General features: G+C 72.8%; 26 protein-coding genes. 10 read left to right on the top strand and 16 right to left on the bottom strand.

Annotated elements, in window-relative coordinates; all coding sequences use genetic code 11:
* Window positions 1-75 precede the first annotated feature (75 nt).
* Complete coding sequence (locus ACFYYN_RS04570; RefSeq protein WP_086020735.1) at window positions 76-216, top strand: DUF8834 family protein; 141 nt, start codon at window positions 76-78, stop codon at window positions 214-216.
* Between the two features lie 107 nt (window positions 217-323).
* On the opposite strand, the gene ACFYYN_RS04575 is transcribed toward ACFYYN_RS04570, so the two are convergent.
* The 4 genes from ACFYYN_RS04575 to ACFYYN_RS04590 all read right to left on the bottom strand — a co-directional run bounded on the left by ACFYYN_RS04575 (window position 324) and on the right by ACFYYN_RS04590 (window position 3,319).
* Window positions 324-938, bottom strand: coding sequence for a MarC family protein (locus ACFYYN_RS04575; RefSeq protein ID WP_499513801.1), 615 nt, complete (start codon window positions 936-938; stop codon window positions 324-326).
* Between the two features lie 36 nt (window positions 939-974).
* Window positions 975-1,844 (bottom strand): PHP domain-containing protein, encoded by an 870-nt coding sequence (locus ACFYYN_RS04580; protein WP_500544642.1) that lies wholly within the window; start codon window positions 1,842-1,844, stop codon window positions 975-977.
* Window positions 1,845-1,926: 82 nt separating this feature from the next.
* Window positions 1,927-2,565, bottom strand: coding sequence for a DUF6758 family protein (locus ACFYYN_RS04585; RefSeq protein ID WP_500327976.1), 639 nt, complete (start codon window positions 2,563-2,565; stop codon window positions 1,927-1,929).
* Between the two features lie 163 nt (window positions 2,566-2,728).
* Window positions 2,729-3,319, bottom strand: coding sequence for a suppressor of fused domain protein (locus ACFYYN_RS04590; RefSeq protein WP_500366577.1), 591 nt, complete (start codon window positions 3,317-3,319; stop codon window positions 2,729-2,731).
* A 441-nt stretch (window positions 3,320-3,760) separates the two neighbouring features.
* Between ACFYYN_RS04590 and ACFYYN_RS04595 the strand changes: the two genes are divergently transcribed.
* Window positions 3,761-4,876 (top strand): magnesium and cobalt transport protein CorA, encoded by a 1,116-nt coding sequence (locus tag ACFYYN_RS04595; RefSeq protein ID WP_500544643.1) that lies wholly within the window; start codon window positions 3,761-3,763, stop codon window positions 4,874-4,876.
* An 11-nt stretch (window positions 4,877-4,887) separates the two neighbouring features.
* On the opposite strand, the gene ACFYYN_RS04600 is transcribed toward ACFYYN_RS04595, so the two are convergent.
* Window positions 4,888-5,832, bottom strand: a complete 945-nt coding sequence (locus tag ACFYYN_RS04600; RefSeq protein WP_500327979.1) for a DMT family transporter — start codon at window positions 5,830-5,832, stop codon at window positions 4,888-4,890.
* Window positions 5,833-5,968: 136 nt separating this feature from the next.
* Here ACFYYN_RS04600 and ACFYYN_RS04605 point away from each other — a divergent pair, with 136 nt between their 5' ends.
* The gene (locus ACFYYN_RS04605; RefSeq protein ID WP_500544644.1) at window positions 5,969-6,496 is read left to right on the top strand and encodes a hypothetical protein; all 528 of its coding nucleotides are present in this window, start codon (window positions 5,969-5,971) and stop codon (window positions 6,494-6,496) included.
* 9 nt (window positions 6,497-6,505) lie between these two features.
* Here the strand turns inward: ACFYYN_RS04605 and ACFYYN_RS04610 are convergent, their stop codons facing one another.
* The gene (locus ACFYYN_RS04610; protein ID WP_500544645.1) at window positions 6,506-7,207 is read right to left on the bottom strand and encodes a hypothetical protein; all 702 of its coding nucleotides are present in this window, start codon (window positions 7,205-7,207) and stop codon (window positions 6,506-6,508) included.
* A gap of 173 nt (window positions 7,208-7,380) precedes the next feature.
* Between ACFYYN_RS04610 and ACFYYN_RS04615 the strand changes: the two genes are divergently transcribed.
* The 3 genes from ACFYYN_RS04615 to ACFYYN_RS04625 all read left to right on the top strand — a co-directional run bounded on the left by ACFYYN_RS04615 (window position 7,381) and on the right by ACFYYN_RS04625 (window position 10,368).
* The gene (locus tag ACFYYN_RS04615) at window positions 7,381-8,640 is read left to right on the top strand and encodes a magnesium transporter MgtE N-terminal domain-containing protein (protein WP_500544646.1); all 1,260 of its coding nucleotides are present in this window, start codon (window positions 7,381-7,383) and stop codon (window positions 8,638-8,640) included.
* Window positions 8,604-9,131 carry a DUF1003 domain-containing protein gene (locus tag ACFYYN_RS04620; protein WP_500544853.1) on the top strand — a complete coding sequence of 176 codons (528 nt, stop codon included), beginning with the start codon at window positions 8,604-8,606 and terminating at the stop codon, window positions 9,129-9,131. The genes ACFYYN_RS04615 and ACFYYN_RS04620 overlap by 37 nt, the downstream gene beginning before the upstream one ends.
* A 79-nt stretch (window positions 9,132-9,210) precedes the next feature.
* Window positions 9,211-10,368 (top strand): Mrp/NBP35 family ATP-binding protein, encoded by a 1,158-nt coding sequence (locus ACFYYN_RS04625; RefSeq protein ID WP_500544647.1) that lies wholly within the window; start codon window positions 9,211-9,213, stop codon window positions 10,366-10,368.
* Window positions 10,369-10,455: 87 nt separating this feature from the next.
* On the opposite strand, the gene ACFYYN_RS04630 is transcribed toward ACFYYN_RS04625, so the two are convergent.
* The 5 genes from ACFYYN_RS04630 to sigE form a co-directional block, all read right to left on the bottom strand.
* Complete coding sequence (locus ACFYYN_RS04630) at window positions 10,456-11,067, bottom strand: hypothetical protein (RefSeq protein ID WP_499513791.1); 612 nt, start codon at window positions 11,065-11,067, stop codon at window positions 10,456-10,458.
* Window positions 11,068-11,145: 78 nt separating this feature from the next.
* On the bottom strand, window positions 11,146-11,583 hold the full coding sequence (locus ACFYYN_RS04635) for a sec-independent translocase (RefSeq protein ID WP_500544648.1): 438 nt from the start codon (window positions 11,581-11,583) through the stop codon (window positions 11,146-11,148).
* Between the two features lie 133 nt (window positions 11,584-11,716).
* Window positions 11,717-13,213: a S1C family serine protease gene (locus tag ACFYYN_RS04640; protein WP_500544649.1), complete on the bottom strand. Its 1,497-nt coding sequence runs from the start codon at window positions 13,211-13,213 to the stop codon at window positions 11,717-11,719.
* Window positions 13,214-13,282: 69 nt separating this feature from the next.
* Complete coding sequence (locus ACFYYN_RS04645) at window positions 13,283-14,248, bottom strand: anti-sigma factor family protein (protein WP_500544650.1); 966 nt, start codon at window positions 14,246-14,248, stop codon at window positions 13,283-13,285.
* Complete coding sequence (gene sigE, locus ACFYYN_RS04650; protein ID WP_499513787.1) at window positions 14,245-15,021, bottom strand: RNA polymerase sigma factor SigE; 777 nt, start codon at window positions 15,019-15,021, stop codon at window positions 14,245-14,247. Before sigE ends, ACFYYN_RS04645 begins: the two co-directional genes overlap by 4 nt.
* Window positions 15,022-15,156: 135 nt before the next feature.
* On the opposite strand from sigE, the gene ACFYYN_RS04655 reads away from it, so the two are divergent.
* A complete protein-coding gene (locus ACFYYN_RS04655) occupies window positions 15,157-15,822 on the top strand; it encodes an O-methyltransferase (protein ID WP_499516934.1) in 666 nt (221 codons plus the stop codon).
* Between the two features lie 109 nt (window positions 15,823-15,931).
* Here the strand turns inward: ACFYYN_RS04655 and ACFYYN_RS04660 are convergent, their stop codons facing one another.
* Complete coding sequence (locus tag ACFYYN_RS04660; protein WP_018561471.1) at window positions 15,932-16,099, bottom strand: DUF3117 domain-containing protein; 168 nt, start codon at window positions 16,097-16,099, stop codon at window positions 15,932-15,934.
* A 262-nt stretch (window positions 16,100-16,361) separates the two neighbouring features.
* Between ACFYYN_RS04660 and chcB the strand changes: the two genes are divergently transcribed.
* Window positions 16,362-17,153, top strand: a complete 792-nt coding sequence (gene chcB / locus ACFYYN_RS04665) for a 2-cyclohexenylcarbonyl CoA isomerase (protein WP_500328046.1) — start codon at window positions 16,362-16,364, stop codon at window positions 17,151-17,153.
* A gap of 28 nt (window positions 17,154-17,181) precedes the next feature.
* On the opposite strand, the gene ACFYYN_RS04670 is transcribed toward chcB, so the two are convergent.
* Complete coding sequence (locus tag ACFYYN_RS04670; protein WP_500544651.1) at window positions 17,182-17,772, bottom strand: DNA-3-methyladenine glycosylase I; 591 nt, start codon at window positions 17,770-17,772, stop codon at window positions 17,182-17,184.
* The gene (locus tag ACFYYN_RS04675) at window positions 17,769-18,149 is read right to left on the bottom strand and encodes a cell division protein DivIVA (RefSeq protein ID WP_499513785.1); all 381 of its coding nucleotides are present in this window, start codon (window positions 18,147-18,149) and stop codon (window positions 17,769-17,771) included. The genes ACFYYN_RS04670 and ACFYYN_RS04675 overlap by 4 nt, the downstream gene beginning before the upstream one ends.
* A 123-nt stretch (window positions 18,150-18,272) precedes the next feature.
* Here ACFYYN_RS04675 and folP point away from each other — a divergent pair, with 123 nt between their 5' ends.
* The gene (gene folP / locus ACFYYN_RS04680; RefSeq protein ID WP_500544652.1) at window positions 18,273-19,133 is read left to right on the top strand and encodes a dihydropteroate synthase; all 861 of its coding nucleotides are present in this window, start codon (window positions 18,273-18,275) and stop codon (window positions 19,131-19,133) included.
* 10 nt (window positions 19,134-19,143) lie between these two features.
* Here the strand turns inward: folP and ACFYYN_RS04685 are convergent, their stop codons facing one another.
* Together ACFYYN_RS04685 and dapE are read right to left on the bottom strand one after the other, a co-directional pair.
* Window positions 19,144-19,938: an LOG family protein gene (locus tag ACFYYN_RS04685; protein ID WP_500544653.1), complete on the bottom strand. Its 795-nt coding sequence runs from the start codon at window positions 19,936-19,938 to the stop codon at window positions 19,144-19,146.
* 81 nt (window positions 19,939-20,019) lie between these two features.
* Window positions 20,020-21,087, bottom strand: coding sequence for a succinyl-diaminopimelate desuccinylase (dapE, locus tag ACFYYN_RS04690; RefSeq protein ID WP_500544654.1), 1,068 nt, complete (start codon window positions 21,085-21,087; stop codon window positions 20,020-20,022).
* Window positions 21,088-21,151: 64 nt separating this feature from the next.
* Here dapE and ACFYYN_RS04695 point away from each other — a divergent pair, with 64 nt between their 5' ends.
* On the top strand, window positions 21,152-22,153 hold the full coding sequence (locus ACFYYN_RS04695; protein WP_500544655.1) for a VldE C-terminal domain-containing protein: 1,002 nt from the start codon (window positions 21,152-21,154) through the stop codon (window positions 22,151-22,153).
* Window positions 22,154-22,284 lie beyond the last annotated feature (131 nt).

Here is a 22,284-nt window from a genome sequence, read left to right on the forward strand (position 1 = left end):
GGCAGGTAACGGCTGCGAAGCAGCCCCGTACTCCAATGGAGGAGTGCCCGGACGAAGGGAGAAGCCGTGAACACCATGCGCTTCGAGATCATGCGCCTCAACGACCAGGACGGTCGTGCCGTCGACTGCACGGTCGTGGACGCCGCCTCCGTCGACCAGATCGTCCAGCAGGCCGCCGCGATCGGCCAGCGCATCTACATCCGCCCGGCCCAGTAAGGCCCCGTCACCCCGGCGTGGCCGCACGGCCGGACGCCATGAACGCGAAGGGCCCCGTGCACCACGGTACGGGGCCCTCGTCGCGTCCGGATTCCGCCGACGGTCCGTCAGCCCTCGCCGCGGATGAAGCCGAAGACCCCGTTGGCGATCTGCTGCACCGCGATCGCGGAGAGCAGCATGCCGGAGAGCCGGGTGACCAGCACCACACCGCCGTCCTTGATCAGACGGATGATCACCAGCGAGTAACGCATCGTCAGCCAGAGCACCACGTGCATCGCGACGATGGCGACCCACACCGACAGCTGCTGCCCGAACCCGTGCGCGCGCTGCACCGCGAGGATCACCGTCACGATCGCGCCCGGCCCGGCGAGCAGCGGCATGCCGAGCGGCACCAGCGCGACGTTGACGTCCTTGGTCTGGGTGGGCTCGTCCGCCTTGCCGGTGAGCAGGTCGAGGGCGATGAGCAGCAGGAGCAGACCGCCGGCGATCATCAGGGCCGGCACCGAGACGTGCAGGTAGTCCAGGATCTGCTGGCCGCAGATGCCGAAGACGGTGATGACGCCCAGCGCGACGGTGGCGGCCTGCCAGGCCATGCGGCGCTGGACCTTGGCCGCGCGGCCGGAGGTGAGGGCGAGGAAGATCGGGGTGATCCCGGGCGGGTCCATGATCACGAAGAGCGTGACGAAGACCGACCCGAACAGGGTGAGGGAGAACAGATCCATGGGCCTTGCGAGGGGTTGCGGGGGTGGGTGGGGGGTTCAGGGACGGGTGAGGGGCGCCGCGCCGGTGGCCCGGCGGACGAGCTCCCGGTAGACCTCGGGGTCGGTGGTGTACTCACCGAGCCGGACGGTCTTGCGGGTGCCGTGGTAGTCGCTGGACCCGGTGGGGAGCAGTCCCAGCTCCGCGGCGAGGGCGCGCAGGTGGGCACGGGCCGGCTCGTCGTGGTCCATGTGGTCCACCTCGATGCCGTCGAGCCCGGCCGCGGCCAGGTCGTGGATGACGCCCTCGGGCACGCAGGTGCCGCGCTTGACGGCGGCGGGATGGGCGAAGACCGTCACCCCGCCCGCGTTCTTGACGAGCCGGATCGCCTCGAAGGGGTCGAGTTCGTGCTTCTCGACGTAGGCGCGCCCGCCCGGCCCTATCCACTCGGGCGTGAACGCCTCGGCGATGCTGTCCACCAGTCCCGCCTCGATCAGCGCCTGGGCGATGTGCGGCCGGCCCACGGCACCATCGCCGGCGATCTCGGCGACGCGGTCCCAGGTCATCGGCACCCCGTGCTCGCGGAGCCGGGCGACCATGGCCATGGCGCGGGGCACCCGGTCGTCGCGCACGAGCTCGCGCTCCCGGTGGAGCTCCGGTTCCTGCGGGTCGAAGAGGTAGGCGAGCATGTGCAGGCCCACCCCGTCGATGCGGCAGGAGAGTTCGGCGCCGGTGACCAGGACCGGCGCCGCTGCGCCCGCGGCGTGCAGTTCGCCCAGCGCCTTCTCGGCCTCGGCGTAGCCGCCGACCGTGTCGTGGTCGGTGAGGGCGACGACGTCCAGTCCGGCCGCGGCCGCGGCCCGGACCAGCTGAGCGGGGGTGTCCGTGCCGTCGGAGGCCGTGGAGTGGGTGTGCAGATCGATTCGCACGCAGGTCACTCCAGGCGCTCGGTGCTCGGACGGATTCAGGGGTTGTGATTACCAGGATAACTGCCCGGACAACCTGTGAATCTCAGGAGAGCAGGCGAGGGGAGAGCGCCCCGCACGGTACGAGATCGACTTCGGCGCCGGCCTCGCGCAGATCGGTCAGTATCAGCTCGTCGTACATGAGCAGGCCCGACTCCTCCGGCCACACGACCGCCCAGAGCCAGAGCCCGAACGACTCGCCCGCGAAGACCGCGCGGTCCGGTGGCGTGCCGTTCACGTGCCACAGGCCGGTCGGCCTCCCGGCCGCGATCACCTTGGCGGCCGGTGGCTTGCCGATGCACATCGCCGGACCGGGGTCCGGCCCCGGGATCCCGGCGAACCTCGCCCCGAGCCCGACCCCGAGCTCCTCCGCCACCAGCACCATCTCGCCCTGCCCGCCGAGCGGCCCCGGACCCGAGCACGCCACCGCCGTGGCCCGTCCGCCGCTGCGGTCGTCCCCCGCGGACGCGACGCCGGTGAACAGCCAGCCCACCGGCAGCGGCCAGGGCATCCACACCGGGACGCGCGACCGGCTCACGACCACGCCGAGGGCTTCCACGCTCGGTGGCACGACAGGCTGCAACGGATACACGGCGCCGTGCTCGTCGCACTGCCAGGAGTCGGCGAAGAGCCCGGGCGCTCGGACCCGGCCACCGCACTTCGGGCAACTGGGTTCGCCCCTCATAACGCCCCACGGTCCTCCGGCGGCGTGCCCGCGTCAAGGACGATCACCCGTCCGAGTTCGACGCGTGGCGTCGCCGCACGGCACACCTCACCCGCCGGTCACACCTGTCGCCCGGCGGCGGTCCCGCGGGGACCGCTGAGGGGGCGTCACCGACCGCCGGGGCTCAGTCCGTCAGCGGGACCGCCGCGCGCTGCGGGTCGCGCAGGTCGGTGCCCGCCTGCAGCCAGCGCTCCTGGAGCGCCCCGGCGCCGCGCACCCGCTTCCAGGCGGCCTCGTTCGCCGTCATCGGCAGGAGCGGGAAGAAGCGGACCGGGTCCATCGGGGCGTCGAGTTCCAGGTCCTCCACCAGACCACCGGGCTCGGCGACCAGGACGGCCGAGAACGCCGCCCCGGGCCACAGCGGTTCGCTCACGTCCAGCGAGTTCCCCGGCGCGACGACGACGCCCTCGACCTGGGGGCTGGCGGCCAGTACGGCGAGCGGCCGCAGGACCTTGTCCGTGTCGGCGCCGCGCCCGCCGCGCAGGGTCAGCACGAGCTCCGCGCGCGGGCCGCGCACCGGGTCCGCGACGACGGTGACGGGGTCGTTCATCGGTGCGCGCGACATGCCCAGGGTGACGTACCGCAGCAGCTCACCCTCGCGGAAGCGCAGCACCTCGATCCGTTCGGTGCCCAGGAAGGTGACCGCGGCGCGGGCGTCCGGCTCACCGAAGGCCATGTGCAGCCGCGCCTCAACGAGCCCCAGTACGTCGACCATGAAGTGAGCATAGAGCGCGTATGGAACGTGCAAAGCCGCGGCTTCGCGCAGGAGGCGCCTGATAAGGTGGGCCGTCGGCTACGCCGGTAGAGGCGTGCCACTTTCCCCCAGCGGGGATCGGCCGGAGGAGGTGGGGCTGCAATGGATCCTAGTCGACCGTGCAGTACCGGCAGCTCTTCCGCCCGGCAACCCTCCTGATCCCCCGCGTTCCGTACCCGGTCACCCGGGCGTGAAACCAAAGAACCACGGAACCGACGGGGATTCTCGAATTCTCCACGAGCACGAGCACGAGCGCGTGACGGCGCCGCGTGTCCGCTCGAACGGCCTGCCCGGGTCCGCCCTGCCGCCTCCGGAAGAGCTCCCTGAACTGCGCAGTGATCAACGGTGATCACCCTGCCCTGATCCGCATTTCAGCCCGGCCAGTCCGTGAAGGAGCTTGCCATGTCGATGATCCGCGACCTGCGCGCAGTCGTCCGCCCCGCCCTGCGCAAGAGCAGCACGTCATACGACTACGGCCCGGACCGCTCCCGCACCTCGTCCGCCGTGCCCAGCTCGGTCGTGGACTGCGCCGTCTACCGGGGCGGCCGCCGCGGCAGCGACCACATCTCGCCGCGCGAGGCCCTGGAGAAGGTGCGCGGCGGCAACGAGGGCTTCGTCTGGATCGGCCTGCACGAGCCGTCGGAGCGGGAGTTCGCGGAGATCGCCGAGGTGTTCGGACTGCACCCGCTGGCCGTGGAGGACGCCGTCCACGCCCACCAGCGTCCGAAGCTGGAGCGCTACGACGACACGCTCTTCATGGTCTTCAAGACCATCCGCTACGTCGAGCACGCCGAACTCACCGCCACCAGCGAGGTGGTGGAGAGCGGCGAGGTGATGGTCTTCACCGGCCGGCACTTCGTCATCACCGTCCGGCACGGCGGCCACGGCTCGCTGCGCGCCCTGCGGCACCGCCTGGAGGACGACCCCGAGCTGCTCGCCAAGGGCCCCTCCGCCGTGCTGCACGCCATCGCCGACCAGGTCGTGGACGACTACCTGGCGGTCAGCGAGGCCGTGCAGGACGACATCGACGAGGTCGAGATCGACGTCTTCTCCGCCCAGGGCAAGTCCCCGCGGGCCACCGACGCGGGGCGCATCTACCAGCTCAAGCGCGAGGTGCTGGAGTTCAAGCGGGCGGTGTCCCCGCTGCTGCGCCCGATGCAGATGCTCAGCGAGCGGCCGATGCGCGTGGTGGACCCGGAGATCCAGAAGTACTTCCGGGACGTCGCCGACCACGTCGCCCGCGTCCACGAGATGGTGGTCGGCTTCGACGACCTGCTCAACTCCATCCTGCAGGCCAACCTCGCCCAGGCGGCCGTCGCGCAGAACGAGGACATGCGCAAGATCACCTCATGGGCGGCGATCATCGCCGTCCCGACCATGATCTGCGGCGTGTACGGCATGAACTTCGAGCACATGCCGGAACTCCACTGGCGGTACGGCTACCCGATGGTGCTGGTCGCGATCGGCGGGATCTGCCTCGCCATCCACCGCATCCTGCGCCGCAACGGCTGGCTGTAGGCCCGAGCCCGCTAGGCCTTCCTGCGGTCCGCCAGGATCACCAGGGCCAGCCCGGCGAGGATCACCGCGAGCGCCGGGTAGGCCGCCACGGGCGGGGTCTGGCCCAGCCAGACCGCCGCCACCAGGGCGGCGCCCGGCGTCTCCAGCAGGATCGCCGTGGACGTGGTCGACGCCCCGAGCCCGCGCACCACGCGGTTGAGCAGGCTGTGGCCGAGCAGTTGCGCGGCCACGGTCAGGGCGACGAGCTTCGCCCAGGTGCCGCCGTCGTAACCGCCGAGCGCCGAGCCCGAGGCCAGGCAGACGGCCAGCAGGGCCACGGCCGTGGTGGAGTAGCAGACGTAGGTGTACGCGGTCGTGCTGACGGTCCGTCGCACCTCCGCGCCGAGCAGGACGTACCCCGCCGCCGCGATGCCGCCGCCCAGCGCCAGGGCGTCCCCGACCAGGGCGCGCGGTGACAGCGACAGGTCGACGCCGGTCAGCAGGACCACGCCGGCGACCGCCAGCGCGGAGCCCAGCCACACCATCCGCGGCGGCCGGTGGCCGCGCATGAACAGGATCAGGGTGGTCCACACCGGCGTCGTCGTGCCCAGCGCCGTCGAGGACGCGACCGAGGTCATGGTCAGGCTCGGCAGCCACAGCCCGAAGTGCAGCGCCAGCACCAGGCCGGACGCGATCGACAGCCAGAACGCCCGGCGGCCCATTCCCCGCAGTTCCCGCCGGTGCCGCAGCCAGGCGAACGGGCTCAGCACGCCCACGGCCATGGCGTTCCGCCAGAAGGCGATGGCCAGCGCGGGCGCGGCGGTGGCGGCGATCAGCGGCGCGGACAGGGAGACGCCGGCGATGGCGACGGCCAGGAGCGCGAAGTCCAGTGGCGGCTTCCCGTGCGGGGCTGCGCCGGAGTCGGTGTCCGCCTTCGGTACGGCGGGCGTGGTGCTGGCGGACGGCGCGGCGGACACGCGGTGGCTCCTCGGGGCACGGTGGGACGGTGGCCTCCTTAGCGTAAGGCCCGTCCGGGCCCCGAGCTCCTGTCGTCTCACCATGCGTGCGGCACCACGGCGGCGGCCCGCACGGCCCACGCCATAGGCTGGGCCCATGACGGACACCGTGACGCAGCCGCAGCTGGACCAGGCCCTGATCGAGGAGGCCGTGAAGAAGTCCGGTCTGCTGTGGGCCGACGGTCAGGCCCTGTGGCACGCCTGGGTCGACGGTGCCGTGGTGGTCGTCGGCGGCGGCCCCGGCGAGCAGCCGCTGCCCGGGCCCGGACTCACCGACGGCGGCACCGCCACGGTCACCGTCCGCAGCAAGGACAAGGGCGGCCGGCTGGTCGTCTTCCCGGTCCGGGTCACCGAGCTGCGCCCGGACGGCGAGGCGTGGACGGCCGCGGTGGAGGAGCTCAAGGGCAAGCGGCTGAACGCGCCGGACGCGGAGACGATGACCGGACGCTGGGCCCGCGAGTGCCGCGTGCTGCGCCTGGAGCCCACCGGCGACCCCCTGGAGCGCCCCGGCGCGATGACGGACGCCAGTGGCGCGGCCGCCCCGGTGCCGACGCCCGCGACCACCCGCCACCCGGTCCCGGCCGGTCTGCCGAAGCTGCTGCTGCGGCGCCGCAAGAGGGCCTGAGCCCCGGGCCTACTGCGTCACGGCCTTGCCGTAGTCCACGACGTCGTCCTCGTCCGGCGCGCGCAGCGTGAAGTCCTTGCCCCAGTCGGCCATGGTCAGCGTGCCGGCACCGCCCGCGCGTTCGTAGCGCAGCGGGTACGGCTTGCCCTCCAGGGACACGTCGATCGTGCCGCCGTCGCCGCCGTCCGCGGTGACCGCGATGGTGCGGACGCCGCCGACCGAGCGGTGGTCCCCGACGGCGAGCTCGCCGTGCAGGACGAACAGGCCCTCCAGCAGCACCTCCTTGTCGGTGAAGCCGCTGAACTGGTCGTACGTGGGGTCCCCGGCGGGCACCTTGACGTACTTGTTCTTGAGCTTGGCGCCGACCTGGTCGCCGTAGAAGCCGGCGCCCGCCTTGAGGTAGAGGTCGTCGCCCACCCGCAGCAGTTCGAAGGTGCTGCCGTCGGAGGTGACCTCGCCGAGGCCTCCGTTGCCGCGCAGCCGCATGTCGAGCGTGTAGGTACGCCCCTTGCTGATGACGGTGCCGGACAACCGCACCGTGTCGGCCGCGCCGGCGGCGGTGCGGGCGCGCTTCTCGATGGTCCCGGGCGGCAGCTTGCCGACACCGTTGGTCCCCGCGTCCGGATCGCCCGCGCACCCTGTCGCTCCGGCGAACACCAGGACCGCGCCCAGAAGGCTCACGAGGACGGCTGACCTGCGGCCGGGGATCACGTGTTCTCTTCCTCCTGCAGTTGTACGCGCCCGTCACACGAGGGCGGCGGCGAAGCGGAGCCGAAGCTACCGCAGCGTACCGCTGGCCGGGTGAACGGCTGTGAACGCCGTGCGAAGCCCCCGTGGAGCATTACCGCGCGCCCGGGGGGCGGGGGCGGCGTTAGCCTGGCGGCATGCCAGCGGGAACCTCCCGGGTCTTCGTCTCGCACCTCTCCGGGGTGCGGGTCTTCGATCCCAACGGCGACCAGGTCGGCCGGGTCCGGGACGTGGTCGTGATGCTGCGGGTCGGGGGCCGGCCGCCGCGTGTGCTGGGCCTGGTGGTGGAGGTCGTCAGCCGGCGCCGGATCTTCCTGCCGATCACGCGGGTGACGGGCGTGGAGTCCGGTCAGGTGATCACCACGGGTGTCGTCAACATGCAGCGCTTCGAACAGCGCCCGACCGAGACCCTGGTCCTCGGCGAGCTGCTTGACCAGCGGGTGACGCTGGTCGAGACCGGCGAGGACGTGACCGTGCTGGACGTGTCCATGGTGCGCCTCGCGGCGCGCCGCGACTGGGAGATCGACAAGGCCTTCGTGCGCCGCGGCAAGGGCGGCCCGCTGCGACGCAGCGGAGAGACGCTGACCGTGGTGTGGTCCGCGGTCACCGGCTTCTCGCTGGACGAGCACGCGCAGGGCGCGGAGGCGCTGCTCGCCACCTTCGACCAGCTGCGCGCGGCCGACCTGGCGAACGTCCTGCACCACCTGTCGCCCAAGCGCCGCGCCGAGGTCGCCGCGGCCCTCGACGACGACCGCCTCGCCGACGTCCTGGAGGAGCTGCCGGACGACGACCAGGTGGAGATCCTCGGCAAGCTCGAGGAGGAGCGGGCCGCCGACGTGCTGGAGGCGATGGACCCGGACGACGCCGCCGACCTGCTGGCCGAACTGCCGAAGGAGGAGCAGGAGCGGCTGCTGGGACTGATGGAGCCGCACGAGGCGGCCGACATGCGCCGGCTGATGTCGTACGAGGAGCGCACCGCCGGCGGTCTGATGACCACGGAGCCGATCGTGCTGCGCCCCGACGCCACCGTCGCCGACGCCCTGGCGCGGGTCCGCAACCCGGACCTGTCCCCCGCGCTCGCCGCCCAGGTGTACGTCTGCCGGCCGCCGGACGAGACCCCGACCGGCAAGTACCTGGGCACGGTGCACTTCCAGCGGCTGCTGCGCGACCCGCCGTTCACCCTGGTCAGCGCGCTCCTCGACAGCGACCTGCAACCACTGTCGCCGGACACCCCGCTGCCGGCGGTCACCAGCTTCCTCGCGACGTACAACATGGTGTCCGTGCCGGTCGTCGACGACAGCGGATCGCTGCTGGGCGCCGTGACCGTCGACGACGTCCTGGACCACCTGCTGCCGGAGGACTGGCGCGAGACGGAGCTGCACGAGGCGGCGCAGTGAGCGACGAGCGCCCGCGCGTCCGCCTCGACCAGCCGCGGGTACCGCGGATCAGCTTCCTGCCCTCCTACGACCCGGAGGCGTTCGGGCGGCTGTCGGAGAAGATCGCCCGCTTCCTGGGGACCGGGCGGTTCATCGTCTGGATGACGGTGGTGATCATCGCGTGGGTGGCGTGGAACGCGCTGGCGCCCCGCCACCTGCGCTGGGACCCGTACCCGTTCATCTTCCTCACCCTGATGCTGTCGCTGCAGGCCTCCTACGCCGCCCCGCTGATCCTGCTGGCGCAGAACCGGCAGGACGACCGCGACCGGGTCAACCTGGAGCAGGACCGCAAGGCGAACGACCGCAGCATCGCCGACACCGAGTACCTGACCCGCGAGGTGGCCGCGCTGCGGCTGGGCCTGGGAGAGGTCGCCACACGCGACTGGATCCGCTCCGAACTGCAGGAGCTGCTGAAGGACATCGACCAGCGGCAGCGTGCCGAGGCGGAGTGACCGCCGGGGTCGTCCCGCCGCCGTGTGAACCCGCCCACCGGGGGTCCTGCGGGCACGGTGCGGGACGTACCATCGACGCATGGCTACCGAAGCGTACGGCTCCTCCCCCTCGCCCGACGCGGTGCGCGCCGCGCTCGCGACGGTGAACGACCCCGAGATCCACAAGCCGATCACCGACCTCGGCATGGTCAAGTCGGTCGACATCGCGGACGACGGCGCGGTGCGGGTCGGCGTGTACCTGACGGTGTCGGGCTGCCCGCTGCGGGACACCATCACCAACCTGGTGACCACCGCCGTGTCGAAGGTCGCCGGGGTCACCGCGGTGACCGTCGAGCTGGACGTGATGAGCGACGAGCAGCGCCGCGAGCTGGCCACCTCGCTGCGCGGCGGGCAGGCGGAGCGGGAGATCCCGTTCGCCCAGCCCGGCTCGCTGACCCGGGTGTACGCGGTCGCCTCCGGCAAGGGCGGCGTCGGCAAGTCCTCGGTGACGGTGAACCTGGCCGCCGCGATGGCCGCCGACGGCCTCAAGGTCGGCGTGGTCGACGCCGACATCTACGGCCACAGCGTGCCGCGGATGCTGGGCGCGGACGGCCGTCCGACCCAGGTCGAGAACATGATCATGCCGCCCTCGGCCAACGGTGTGAAGGTCATCTCCATCGGCATGTTCACCCCGGGCAACGCCCCGGTCGTGTGGCGCGGCCCGATGCTCCACCGGGCGCTGCAGCAGTTCCTGGCCGACGTGTACTGGGGCGACCTGGACGTGCTGCTGCTCGACCTGCCGCCCGGCACGGGCGACATCGCGATCTCCGTCGCGCAGCTGGTCCCGAACGCCGAGATCCTCGTGGTCACCACGCCCCAGCAGGCGGCGGCCGAGGTCGCCGAGCGGGCGGGCACCATCGCCGTGCAGACCCACCAGAAGATCGTCGGCGTCATCGAGAACATGTCCGGGCTGCCCTGCCCGCACTGCGGCGAGATGGTCGACGTCTTCGGCAGCGGCGGCGGCGAGCGGGTCGCCGAGGGCCTGACCCGCACCACCGGCGCGACCGTGCCGGTGCTCGGCCAGATCCCCATCGACGTGCGGCTGCGCGAGGGCGGCGACGACGGCCGCCCGGTCGTCCTGACCGACCCGCAGTCCCCGGCCGGCTCGGCGCTGCGGGCCATCGCGGGCAAGCTGGGCGGGCGTCAGCGCGGACTGGCCGGCATGTCGCTGGGCATCACGCCGCGCAACAAGTTCTGAACCGGCGGGCCGGCCGCGACCGGCCCGCCGAAGACCTCAGGGGCGCCTCCCGGTCCGGGAGGCGCCCCTGAGCCGTTGCTCACGGCCTCACGGCCGGTACGTGGTGATGTCCTTCACCTGGGCCAGGCCGAGGCCGTAGGCGCTCATCCCGCGCCCGAAGGCACCCAGGTGCACCCCGCGCGCCGATCCGGCCATCACCCAGCCGTACTCCGACTCCCGGTAGTGGAACGGCGTGGGGACGCCGTCCACCGGCAGGCTGAGCGCCGACCAGTCGGGACCCTCGAGGTTGTCCGCGAGGTCCCAGGCGATGGCGGTCTGCTGGTCGAGCCAGTTCTGCCGCAGGTGCCGCTCCATCTGGGTGGGCCAGGTGCAGGTCAGCAGTCCGGAACCCGCCAGCCAGGCCGCCGAGGCGACCGAGGTGGCGTCCAGCACGCCGGTGCCGTCCGAGCTGCGCCGGACCGGGCGGTCGGCGACCGTGACGACCACCACGAAGCGGCGGTGGTCGGGGGTGGGCTCGACCTTGACCGACGGTTCGTCGCCGTGGCCGGTGGAGCCGTGCTCGACCGTGCCGTCGGCGCTCATGCCGACCGGGGCGAGCCAGCGGTCGCCGGTGAACGCCTCGTCCAGTCCGTACCAGGTGAAGTCGGCCTTGAGATAGCCGCCGGTCGTACGATCCGCCGGATCAGCTGTGGTCTCCATACGCGCGGCGCCTCCTCCATAAGGGCAAACAAAGGGAGAATAGCCACTCGCGCTACGTGATCGGGGCAGGCCCCTGCATCAGGTGGCGTCGGAGTCGAACGGCGGGGCCTCGCCGGGCGTCAGGCCGTCGCGCTTGCGCAGCCGGTCCGGGGTGCCCGAGGAGCCCGCGGCGGAACCCGAGCCGCCGCTGTCGCGGCCGTGCACGGCGTCGGTGACCGCCGACATCTCCTCCTTGAAGTCGAATCCGTTGCGGATCTCCTTCAGGCCCAGCTCGTCGTTGTCCAGCAGCTGCTTCCGGACGAAGTTCTTCGGGTGCAGGTCCTCGAATTCGAAGTCCTTGAACTCCGGGCCCAGCTCGCTGCGGATGTCCGCCTTCGCGCTGTCGGAGAACTCCCGCACCTTGCGGACGAACTGCATCACGTCCTTGATGACCTTGGGAAGCTTGTCCGGCCCGAACACGAGCACGGCAAGGATCACGAGCGCGACGACCTCCAGCGCGCCTATGTCTGAAAACACCGTGCAGCTCCTCGTGGTCCTCGGCCGGCGGACGGAATCCGGCGGATCTCACCGTACCTGCCCCAACCGTCCGCACGGGAGTGGGCAGGGTCAACAGTAGGTCGCGCCCCGGTAAATCCCGAATGCGCCGTGCTCAGTTCCCGCTGGCCGAGCCCAGGGTCAGCTCCATGGCGCGCTGCTTGCCGTCCCGCTTCACGGTGAGCTGCAGCGTGTCGCCGGGCCGGTGGGCGCGGATCCGCACGATCAGCTCCTCGCCGTTGTGCACCCGCTTGCCGTCGATGGCGGTGATCACGTCACCGGGTTCGATGCCCGCCTTGGCGCCGGGGCCGTTCGGGGTCACCGAGTCCCCCTCGCCCTGGCCCTCGGGGCTGACCTGGGCGCCGTCGCCGGAGTACTGCAGGTTGATGCTGACGCCGATCACCGGGTGGGTGGCCTTGCCGTCGTTGATCAGCTGCTCGGCCACCCGCTTGGCCTGGTTGACCGGGATGGCGAAGCCGAGGCCGATGCTCCCGCCCTGGCTGCTGTTGCCGAAGGGGTCGGAGCCGCTGTCCGCCGAGCGGATGGCGCTGTTGATCCCGATGACCAGGCCCTTGGCGTCCACCAGCGGACCGCCGGAGTTGCCGGGGTTGATCGGGGCGTCGGTCTGGATGGCGTCGACGTAGCTGACGTCGCTGCTGTTGGTCTCCCCGCCCGCGGTGATCGGGCGCTGGGTGGCGCTGATGATGCCGGAGGTGACGGTGCCCTCGAGACCGTACGGGGCGCCGATGGCGACGACCGGGTCGCCGACCTGGGCGGCGTCGGAGTCGCCGAGGGTCAGCGGGTGGAGCCCCTTCACCCCGCTGACCTTGATGACCGCCAGGTCGTAGCCGGTGTCCCGGCCCACGATCGTGGCGGGCTTCACCTGGCCGCCGTTGAAGGTCACCGAGATGGTGCCGCTCTTGGCGACGCTCTCCACCACGTGGTTGTTGGTGAGGATGTGGCCCTCGCCGTCCAGCACGAACCCGGTGCCGGTGCCCTCACCGGCGTCGCCCTTGACGTGGATGTAGACGACGCCGGGCAGGACCTGGGCCGCGATGCCCGCGATGCTGTCCGGGGCGCGGGTGCCGGCCTCCGCGGTGGCCTGCGGCAGGGTGACCTCCGGCGTGCCGCCGCTGTCGTGCACGTAGGCGCCCAGCGCCCCGCCGACGCCTCCGGCGATCAGGGTGACGGCGATCAGGGCGGCCGCCAGCGGGGCGCGCCGGCTCCCCGTGCGCCGGGCGGTCGGCTGCTGCCCCGTGGAGCCGCCCGGGGGCGCCCAGGGGTCGTAGCGGTGCCACTGGCCGACGGACAGCGGTGCCGGGGGTCCGGGCGGGCCGCTCGGCGGCGGGGGCGGGGGCGCGGGCTGGTGCGGCGGTGGCGCCGCGCCGGCGGGAGGTTGTACGGGCGGCGCGGGCGCCCAGGGGCCGGGTTCGCCGTACGGCGGGGTGTCGTACGGGTCCGGGGTGTGCCGGGGGGCCGCTCCGGCGGGGGGCCCTGCGGGAGCCACGGGGACCGTGTCCGGGGCGGGCCGGTCCCGCGGCTCAGGGGGAACCGGCGCGACCGTCTCCGGCCGGCTCCACCACTTCGGCCCTTCGGCCTTCCCCTCGTCCACGGTGCTCCCCTACGACGACCAGTCCTCCCTGGATTGAACCAGGAGTCGGCGCCGCCCGCAGCCGACCGCTCAGCGGGTCACGGGGAAGTGGCCGACCAGGGGGACGACCGAGTCGAACGGAACGGGCACGGCCGGCGAGGCCGTCGCGCCGCTCGACGAGGCGGGCGAAGCGGAGGGACTCGCGGTCGCCGTCGGGGCCAGGGCGGGTGCCGGGGTGACCCCCGGGACCGCGGACGCGGCCGAGCCGGTGACCGACCGGTCGTCGCCGGACAGACCCAGCGGCCGGGTGACGGTGCCGGCGGGCACCCGGCCGTCCGTGCCGACGCCGAACGGATGCATGCCGCGGGAGTCGGGGTGCAGCAGGTCGCTGGTGGCCGTGCTCCACACGTCGGCCGCCGCGCGGGCGGTCGCGCCGCTGAACGGCGTCGCGGGGGCGCCCGGGCCGCTGCGGGAGAGCGGGGTGCCGCCGGCTCCGTCGACCGCGGCGTCCAGCGGCAGCGCGCCGCCGAGCGCGATGGCCGCCATGGAGACCGCGCCCGCCGCGGCGAAGGCGAACCGGCGCCGGCCGCGGGCCGCTGCCGCGGACGAAGCGGGGCCGACGGGCGCGACCGCCGCGCCGGAGCGGCCGCTCTCGTGGATCCGGAAGCCGCGCGACGCGGACGCGGACAGGGGCAGCGAGAACTCCTCGCGCGCCTTCCCGAACAGACCGCCGCCGAGGCGCTCACCGCCGAGGCTGGCCGTCTCCATCAGTCCGCCGTCCCCGAAGGGCCCTCTTCCGCCGTCCCCGTCACCCCCGGGCAGCTCCTGGAGGCGGGCGAGCAGGCCTGCGGAGAGGGCGGGCGGCGCCGAGGCGGCGACCACGTCCTTCATCCGGCGCTGCTCGTCGGCAGCGGCCTTGCAGTCGGGGCAGGTCGCCAGGTGCGCGAGCACCCGGTCGCGGGCGTCGTCGTGCAGTTCGCCGTCGACGAAGGCGGCGAGGTGGTCGCCCAAGTGCTGGTCGGCACACGTGAGATGCCGGCTGACACCGCTGCTCACGTGCTCCCGCCCTCCAGGGCCGGCCGGCCGGTGGCCAGGACGGGCGCGCGGCCCGGACGGGCGGCCGGCGCACGGTGCTCCAGCGCCTTGCGCAGGTGCGAACGACCGCGGTGGATACGGCTGCGCACGGTGCCCAGCTTCACGCCGAGCGTCGCGGCGATCTCCTCGTAGGACAGTCCCTCGATGTCACAGAGCACGACGGCCGCGCGGAACTCCGGGGCGAGGGTGTCCAGCGCCTGCTGGATGTCCGCGTCGAAGTGGGTGTCGGCGAAGTGCTGCGCCGGGGACGGCTCGCGGCTCGGCAGCCGCTCCGCGGCGTCGTCGCCCAGGGCGTCGAAGCGGATGCGCTGACGGCGGCGGACCATGTCGAGGAAGAGGTTGGTGGTGATGCGGTGCAGCCAGCCCTCGAAGGTGCCGGGGGTGTACGTCGACAGCGAGCGGAAGACGCGGACGAAGACCTCCTGGGTGAGGTCCTCGGCGTCGTGCTGGTTGCCGGTGAGACGGTACGCCAGGCGGTAGACCCGGGCACTGTGCGTACTGACGATCTCCTCCCACGAAGGGGGGGTCCACGCCTGGTTGTCCCCGTCGGTGGCGAAGGTCGCGTTGGCGGCCACAGTCACGGACTCGTCGTTGCGCGGACGGTCGTCAGCTGTATCGGTCACGGATTTCGGCTCGCCGGCCGACCTGCGGAAGCGCGACAGCACTCCCCGGTGACCCGCCGCAGCCGCACCTCCCCTGTCGGCTCTGGTGGTGTCCAGTAGAGCCCCTACCATATCCACCTCGCCCGTTAGCTCCGGATAAGTGCCGGGCGCATCGCTCCCGGCCCTGACGTTCAGGTCCGTCGCAGGTACCAACGAGCGGTCCCATCTGCGGGTTCCCGACCGCAACGGATACAGTCGCCAGGCGGGCTGCAACCGTCAGGCGGACAGGAGAGGGCAATTACCGGCAACCGGCAGGCGAGCTGGGCGTTCGCGGACGCTTTCGTCGCCGAGGACGACGCGCTGATACGAGCCCGCGGGCGAGCTCGTGAGGCAGGCGTGCGCCCCGTCTCCCCCGGCACCGGCGCGGCACTGCGACTGCTGGCCGCCGCCACGGACGCCAAGGCGGTGGTGGAGATCGGCACCGGCACCGGGGTCTCCGGCATCCACCTGCTGCAGGGCATGCGCCCCGACGGCGTGCTGACCACCGTCGACACCGAACCGGACCGCCAGCAGCACGCCCGCACCGCCTACCGCGAGGCGGGGTTCGCGGGGAACCGCGCCCGCTTCATCCCCGGCCGGGCGCTGGACGTCCTCCCCCGGCTCGCCGACGGCGGCTACGACCTGGTGTTCTGCGACGGGGACCGGCTGGAGTACCCGGACTACCTGGGGGAATCGTTGCGCCTGCTGCGCCCCGGGGGGCTGGTCTGCTTCGAGGGGGCCTTCGCGCAGGGCCGGTCCATGGACGCCGCGCACTCCGAACCGGAGGTCATCCGGCTGCGCGAACTGATGCGGACGGTACGGGACAACGCGGCCCTCGCCCCCGTCCTGCTGCCGACCGACGACGGCCTGCTCTGCGCGGTACGGCGCGGCTGACAATTTCCCCGCCCGGAATGCACCTGTTTCCGGAGCGGCGCGCAAACGGACAAACAAGTGGGCCCCCGGCGCATGCCGCCAGGGGCCCAAGGCTTGGATTGGCCGGTTGTCAGGCGATGGCCTTCTTCAAAGCCTCGCCGAGTGCATCCGCCTCGTCCGGAGTCAGCTCGACGACAAGCCGTCCGCCGCCCTCGAGCGGAACGCGCATGATGATGCTCCGCCCCTCCTTGGTCACCTCGAGCGGGCCATCACCCGTCCGCGGCTTCATGGCCGCCATGCTCGTTCCCCTTCCTGAAACCAGCTCTTCGCACACGGTGGCCCAGGCGCCACCGGACTCGAACACATTGGTTCTCGGCCATTATCCCGCATCGGGTGACCTGATGACCAACATCGGTTCCCATCCGTTCGAGAACCCGGTCCCGCAAAACCGTCCATTTCGGTGATCGCACTCTCGGCCGCGTTTGATGGGGGTCACATGTCCGTGCCCGGCGATCTCCGGCATGCTGGCCCCGAACGTGAGCCGCGACGAAGGGGACCACATGGCCGACACCGTGCTGTACGAGGTGAGTGACGGGCTCGCCACCATCACCCTGAACCGCCCCGAGGCGATGAACTCGCTGAACGTGGAGACCAAGGTCGCCCTGCGGGACGCCCTGGAGGCGGCGGGCGCCGACCCCGCGGTGCGGGCCGTGCTGCTGACCGCGAACGGCAAGGCCTTCTGCGTCGGCCAGGACCTCAAGGAGCACGTCGCGTTCCTCCAGCAGGAGGGCGGCGGGCCTGCCATGTCCACGGTGCGCGAGCACTACAACCCGATCGTCACCGCGATCGCCACCATGCCCAAGCCCGTCGTCGCCGGGGTCAACGGGGTCGCCGCGGGCGCGGGCGCCGGCTTCGCCTTCGCCTGCGACTACCGCGTGGTCGCCGACACCGCCGCCTTCAACACCTCCTTCGTCGGCGTCGCCCTGACCGCCGACTCCGGGGCCTCCTGGACGCTGCCCCGGCTGGTGGGCCGCAGCCGCGCCGCCGACCTGCTGCTCTTCCCGCGCACGATCAGCGCGCAGGAGGCCTTCGAGCTGGGCGTCGCCAACCGCCTGGTCCCGGCGGGCGAGCTGGCCGCCGAGGCCGCCTCGGTCGCCCGCACGCTCGCCGAGGGCCCGACGGTCGCCTACGCGGCGGTGAAGGCCTCCCTGGCGTACGGCGAGGGGCACTCGCTGGTCGACACCCTGGCCAAGGAGGACGAGCTGCAGACGGCCGCCGGCGCCTCCGAGGACCACCGGATCGCCGTCGACGCGTTCCTGAAGAAGGACAAGCCCCGCTTCCTCGGCCGCTGAGCCGGGGCAGGCGGGGCGGCCGGGACGCTCAGCGGCGGGCGCAGCAGTCGGCCAGGTGGTCGTCCACCAGGCCGCAGGCCTGCATCAGCGCGTAGGCCGTGGTGGGGCCGACAAAGCGGAAGCCGCGCTTCTTGAGGTCCTTGGCCAGCGCGGTGGACTCCGCCGTGACGGCCGGCACGTCCGCGACCGTGCGGGGTGCCGGGCGTCCGGCGGCGTCCGGCGCGTACGACCAGACCAGGGCGTCCAGACCGCCCTCGTGGGCCTCGCGCAGCGCCAGGGTGGCCTGCGCGTTGCCGATGGAGGCGTCGATCTTGGCGCGGTTGCGGATGATGCCGGTGTCGGCGAGGAGCCGCTCCCGGTCGTCGTCGGTGAAGGCGGCGACCGCCTCCGGGGAGAAGCCGGCGAAGGCCTTCCGGAAGCCCTCGCGGCGGCGCAGGATCGTGATCCAGGACAGGCCCGACTGGAAGGCCTCCAGGCACAGCCGCTCGAAGAGGGCCGCCTCGCCGTGCACCGGGCGCCCCCACTCGGTGTCGTGGTATTCGACGTAGTCGTCGGTGGACAGCCCCCACGGGCAGCGGGCCAGGCCGTCCGGCCCGGTCACCACGCCGCCGTCGCTCACAGCCCGCTCCCGGGGGCGCGCGGGTCCTCGGGGGCCCGCGGGGCCTCGTCGGCGTCCTTGAGCAGCGAGTGGCCGCCGAGCCGGGTGGCGTGGGCGCCGGCCAGCGCGGCCTCGAGGTCGGCGATGTGGGCGTCGCGCTGGGCCAGTTCCGCGCCGAGGCGCTCCAGCACGTCGTCGACGTCCACCATGCGGTAACCGCGCACGGTCACCGGCAGGCGCAGCCGCTCGACGTCCGCGCGGCCCACCGGCCGCTGCGGCGGCAGCCGGTCCTCCACCCGGTCCGGCTCCACGTCACGGAGCACCCCGCCGTCGCCGAGCACCGCGAGGGCGACCGCGGCGACCACCGCGACCAACGCGATGAGCATGAACCAGAACAAGACCTCTCCCGGGGTCGGCCCGACGTGTACGCCACGATCGTGCCACGTCGCGCCGTGCGCGCGGTGTGCGGTCGGCGACTATCTTCGATCGGCGTACGACATTTCGAGGGAGGCAGGCGCGACATGCTGCGGCTGGGCACACGGGAATTCGGCGAGCACGAGCCCGTGATCATGGCGATCGTGAACCGGACGCCGGACTCGTTCTACGACCAGGGCGCCACGTTCACCGACGCACCGGCCCTCGAACGCGTCGGGCGCGCGGTCGCGGAGGGCGCCTCGATCATCGACGTCGGCGGGGTGAAGGCGGGCCCCGGCGAGGAGGTCTCGGCGCAGGAGGAGATCCGCAGGACCGCCGGTTTCGTCGCCGAGGTGCGCCGGCGCCACCCCGACGTGGTGATCAGCGTCGACACCTGGCGCCACGAGGTCGGCGAGGCGGTCTGCGAGGCCGGGGCGGACCTGCTCAACGACGCCTGGGGCGGCGTCGACCCCCGGCTCGCCGAGGTCGCCGCGAAGCACGGCGTCGGCCTGGTCTGCACCCACGCGGGCGGCGCGCTGCCGCGCACCCGGCCGCACCGGGTCGGCTACGAGGACGTGATGGCCGACATCCTGAAGGTGACGGTGGGCCTCGCGGAGCGGGCGGCCGCGCTCGGGGTGCGGCGGGACGCCATCCTCATCGACCCCGGCCACGACTTCGGGAAGAACACCCGGCACTCGCTGGAGGCGACCCGGCGGCTGCCGGAGATGACGGCCACCGGCTGGCCGGTGCTGGTCTCGCTGTCCAACAAGGACTTCGTGGGCGAGACCCTGGACCGCCCCGTCAAGGAGCGGCTGATCGGCACCCTGGCGACGACCGCCGTCTCGGCGTGGCTCGGCGCCCGGGTGTACCGGGTGCACGAGGTCGCCGAGACCCGTCAGGTGCTGGACATGGTGGCCTCGATCGCGGGACACCGGCCCCCGGCGGTCGCCCGGCGGGGGCTGGCGTAGGGCCCGCGGTTCAGTCGCCGGTCTCCTTGGTCACCAGGGCGACCGCCTCGTCGACGTCGTCCGTGACGTGGAGGAGTTCCAGGTCGACCGGGGACGCCTTGCCGCCGTCCACGACGGTGTCGCGGACCCAGTCGACCAGGCCGCGCCAGTAGGCGGAGCCGAACAGGACGATGGGGAACTGCGTGACCTTGCGGGTCTGGACCAGCGTGAGGGCCTCGAAGAGCTCGTCGAGGGTGCCGAAGCCGCCCGGCAGGACGATGAACCCGGAGGCGTACTTCACGAACATCGTCTTGCGGACGAAGAAGTAGCGGAAGTTCACGCCGATGTCGACGTAGGGGTTGAGCCCCTGCTCGAAGGGGAGCTCGATGCCCAGGCCCACCGAGACCCCGCCGGCCTCGCAGGCACCCCGGTTGGCCGCCTCCATGGCCCCGGGGCCGCCGCCGGTGATGACGGCGAAGCCCGCCTCGGCCAGGGCGCGGCCGATGCGGACGCCGGTCTCGTAGTCGGCCGAGCCCTCCGCCATACGGGCGGACCCGAAGACGCTGACCGCCCTGCCGAGTTCGGCGAGCGCACCGAAGCCCTCGACGAACTCCGACTGGATGCGCATCACGCGCCACGGGTCGCCGTGCACCCAGTCCGAGGGTCCACGGGTGTCCAGCAACCGCTGGTCGGTCGTGGACTTCTGCACCTGGCCCCGGCGCCGTACGACGGGACCGGTGTGGCGCTCGGGCCAGCCGCGCCCCGTGGGGCTGCCCTCCGCTGCGGCTGTCTCGGCGGCGGACGCCTCCTCCGCGTCACTGTCCATGTCGCGCTCCTTTCGCTGCCGTCCGGTCAGGGTACGACCGCGTCCGCCGGGCGGATCAAGAACGCGCCGCTGAATTGCTCGTTACGACAGCCAGGCGCGCAGCTTCTCCTCCGCCTCCAGGACGGCGGCGACGGCGACGTGCTCCTCGCGGGTGTGGGCGAGCCGGGGGTCGCCGGGGCCGTAGTTCACGGCCGGGACGCCCAGCGCGGAGAAGCGGGCCACGTCGGTCCAGGCCTCCTTGGGCGCGGGCTCGGTGCCGATGGCCTCGACGAAGGCGGCCGCCGCCGGGTGGGACAGGCCCGGCAGGGCGCCGGGGGCGCTGTCGGTCAGCCGCACCTCGTAGCCCTCGAAGACCTCGCGGACGTGGGCGAACGCCTCGGCCTCGGAACGGTCGGGGGCGAAGCGGAAGTTGACGATGACCGCGCAGGAGTCGGGGATCACGTTCCCGGCGTGACCGCCCTCGATCATGACGGCGTTGAGGCCCTCGCGGTAGGTGAGGCCGTCGACGACCGCCCGCCGCGGCTCGTAGGCGGCGAGCCGGGCCAGCACGGGCGCGGCCTTGTGGATGGCGTTCTCGCCCAGCCAGCTGCGCGCGGAGTGGGCGCGGCGGCCGGTGGTCTCCACCCGGAACCTCAAGGTGCCCTGGCAGCCGCCCTCGACCTTTGCGTCGGTGGGCTCCAGCAGGACGGCGAAGTCGCCGGCGAGCCACTGCGGGTGGTTCTCGGCGAGCCGCTTGAGGCCGTTGTGCTCCGCCGCGATCTCCTCGGCGTCGTAGAAGACGAAGGTCAGGTCGCGGTTGGGCTCGGTGAGGGTCGCGGCGAGCCGCAGCTGGACGGCGACCCCGGACTTCATGTCGGAGGTGCCGCAGCCCCACAGGACGCCGTCCTCGTCGAGGCGGGAGGGCACGTTCGCGGCGATCGGCACGGTGTCCAGGTGACCGGCGAGTACGACGCGCTCGGCCCGGCCGAGCCGTGTGCGGGCGACGACGGCGTCCCCGTCCCGATCCACCGTGAGGTGGGGCAGGGCGCGCAGGGCGCTCTCCACGGCGTCCGCCAGCGGCTTCTCGGCGAGGCTGACGGAGGGGATGTCGACGAGCTGCGCCGTCACGGCGGCGGCGTCCTGACTGAGATCGAGCACGGGCCGTTCCATGCCGCCGACCCTACCGGGGGCCTGACGAGGCCACCGGCACAGCGGGCTTCGGTACGGTGTGCGCGTGCCGAAGCCACCGTCGACCTCGACACCCGCCGCAAGCGCCCCCCGCAGGCGGGGGCGCGCAGCCCGTCTGATCACCGCAGGACTGGTCCTGCTGGGGGTCGCGGGCTACTCCGCGTACCACCTGGCCGGCGTCGGCGGCGGTCCGCGCCATCCGGCCTGCACGGTCACCACGGAGGCCGGCAGCCTGACCCTGGAGCCCCAGCAGGCGGCGAACGCCTCCACGATCGCCGCGGTGGCGACCTCGCGCGGGCTGCCGGAGCGGGCGGTGACGATAGCGCTGGCCACGTCCATGCAGGAGTCGGCGCTGCGCAATCTCGACCACGGGGACCGCGACTCGGTGGGCCTGTTCCAGCAGCGCCCTTCGCAGGGCTGGGGCACGGCCGCGCAGATCATGGACCCGGTCTACGCCTCCAACGAATTCTTCGACGGCCTGGTGAAGATCCACGGCTATTCCCGGCTGCCCCTCACGGTGGCCGCGCAGAAAGTACAGAAGAGCGGCTTCCCGCAGGCGTACGCCAAGCACGAGGCGGACGCCGCGCTGCTGGCCGGCGCGCTGACCGGCCGGCACGCCGGGGCGCTCACCTGCGTCACCCCCCTGGCCGCGGGGACGGTCTCCGGGGGCGACCCGGCGAAGGTGCGGGAGCGGCTGGTGCGGGAGTTCGGGGCCGACGTGGCGCCGCGCACCACCGAGACCCCCGCGGACCCGGGCGGCGAGGCCGCGCGGGACGCCAAGAACGGTGCGCGGGGCGGGGGTCCGGCGCGGCGCACGGTGGCCGTGCCGTCGGCCCCGGCGGGGAACGAGGCGCGCGGCGACGAGGGCCGCCGGGGCTGGGAGCTGGCCCAGTGGGCGGTGGCGCACGCCCATGAACTGAAGGTGGAGAAGGTGTCCTTCGGGAACCGCGAGTGGTCGGCGGAGGCCTCCGACCGGGGCTGGACGGCATCGAATTCCGACGCCGCGCACGGGGCCGGCGGCGACGTCAGGATCACCGTCGCGCAATAGTGCGGGCATTCACCCCCAGGCGGGTGATTGATACGCCAAAACCATCAGATGCGAATCCCCTCGTTCGGGGGTGCGAAAAAAGCTCCTGATCAAGGGCTGTGACGTTTCCGCGGCACTTCCGTCCCCGTCCG

The organism is Streptomyces sp. NPDC001902, assembly GCF_042891295.1.
In the GTDB taxonomy this organism is placed as follows: Bacteria; Actinomycetota; Actinomycetes; order Streptomycetales; family Streptomycetaceae; genus Actinacidiphila.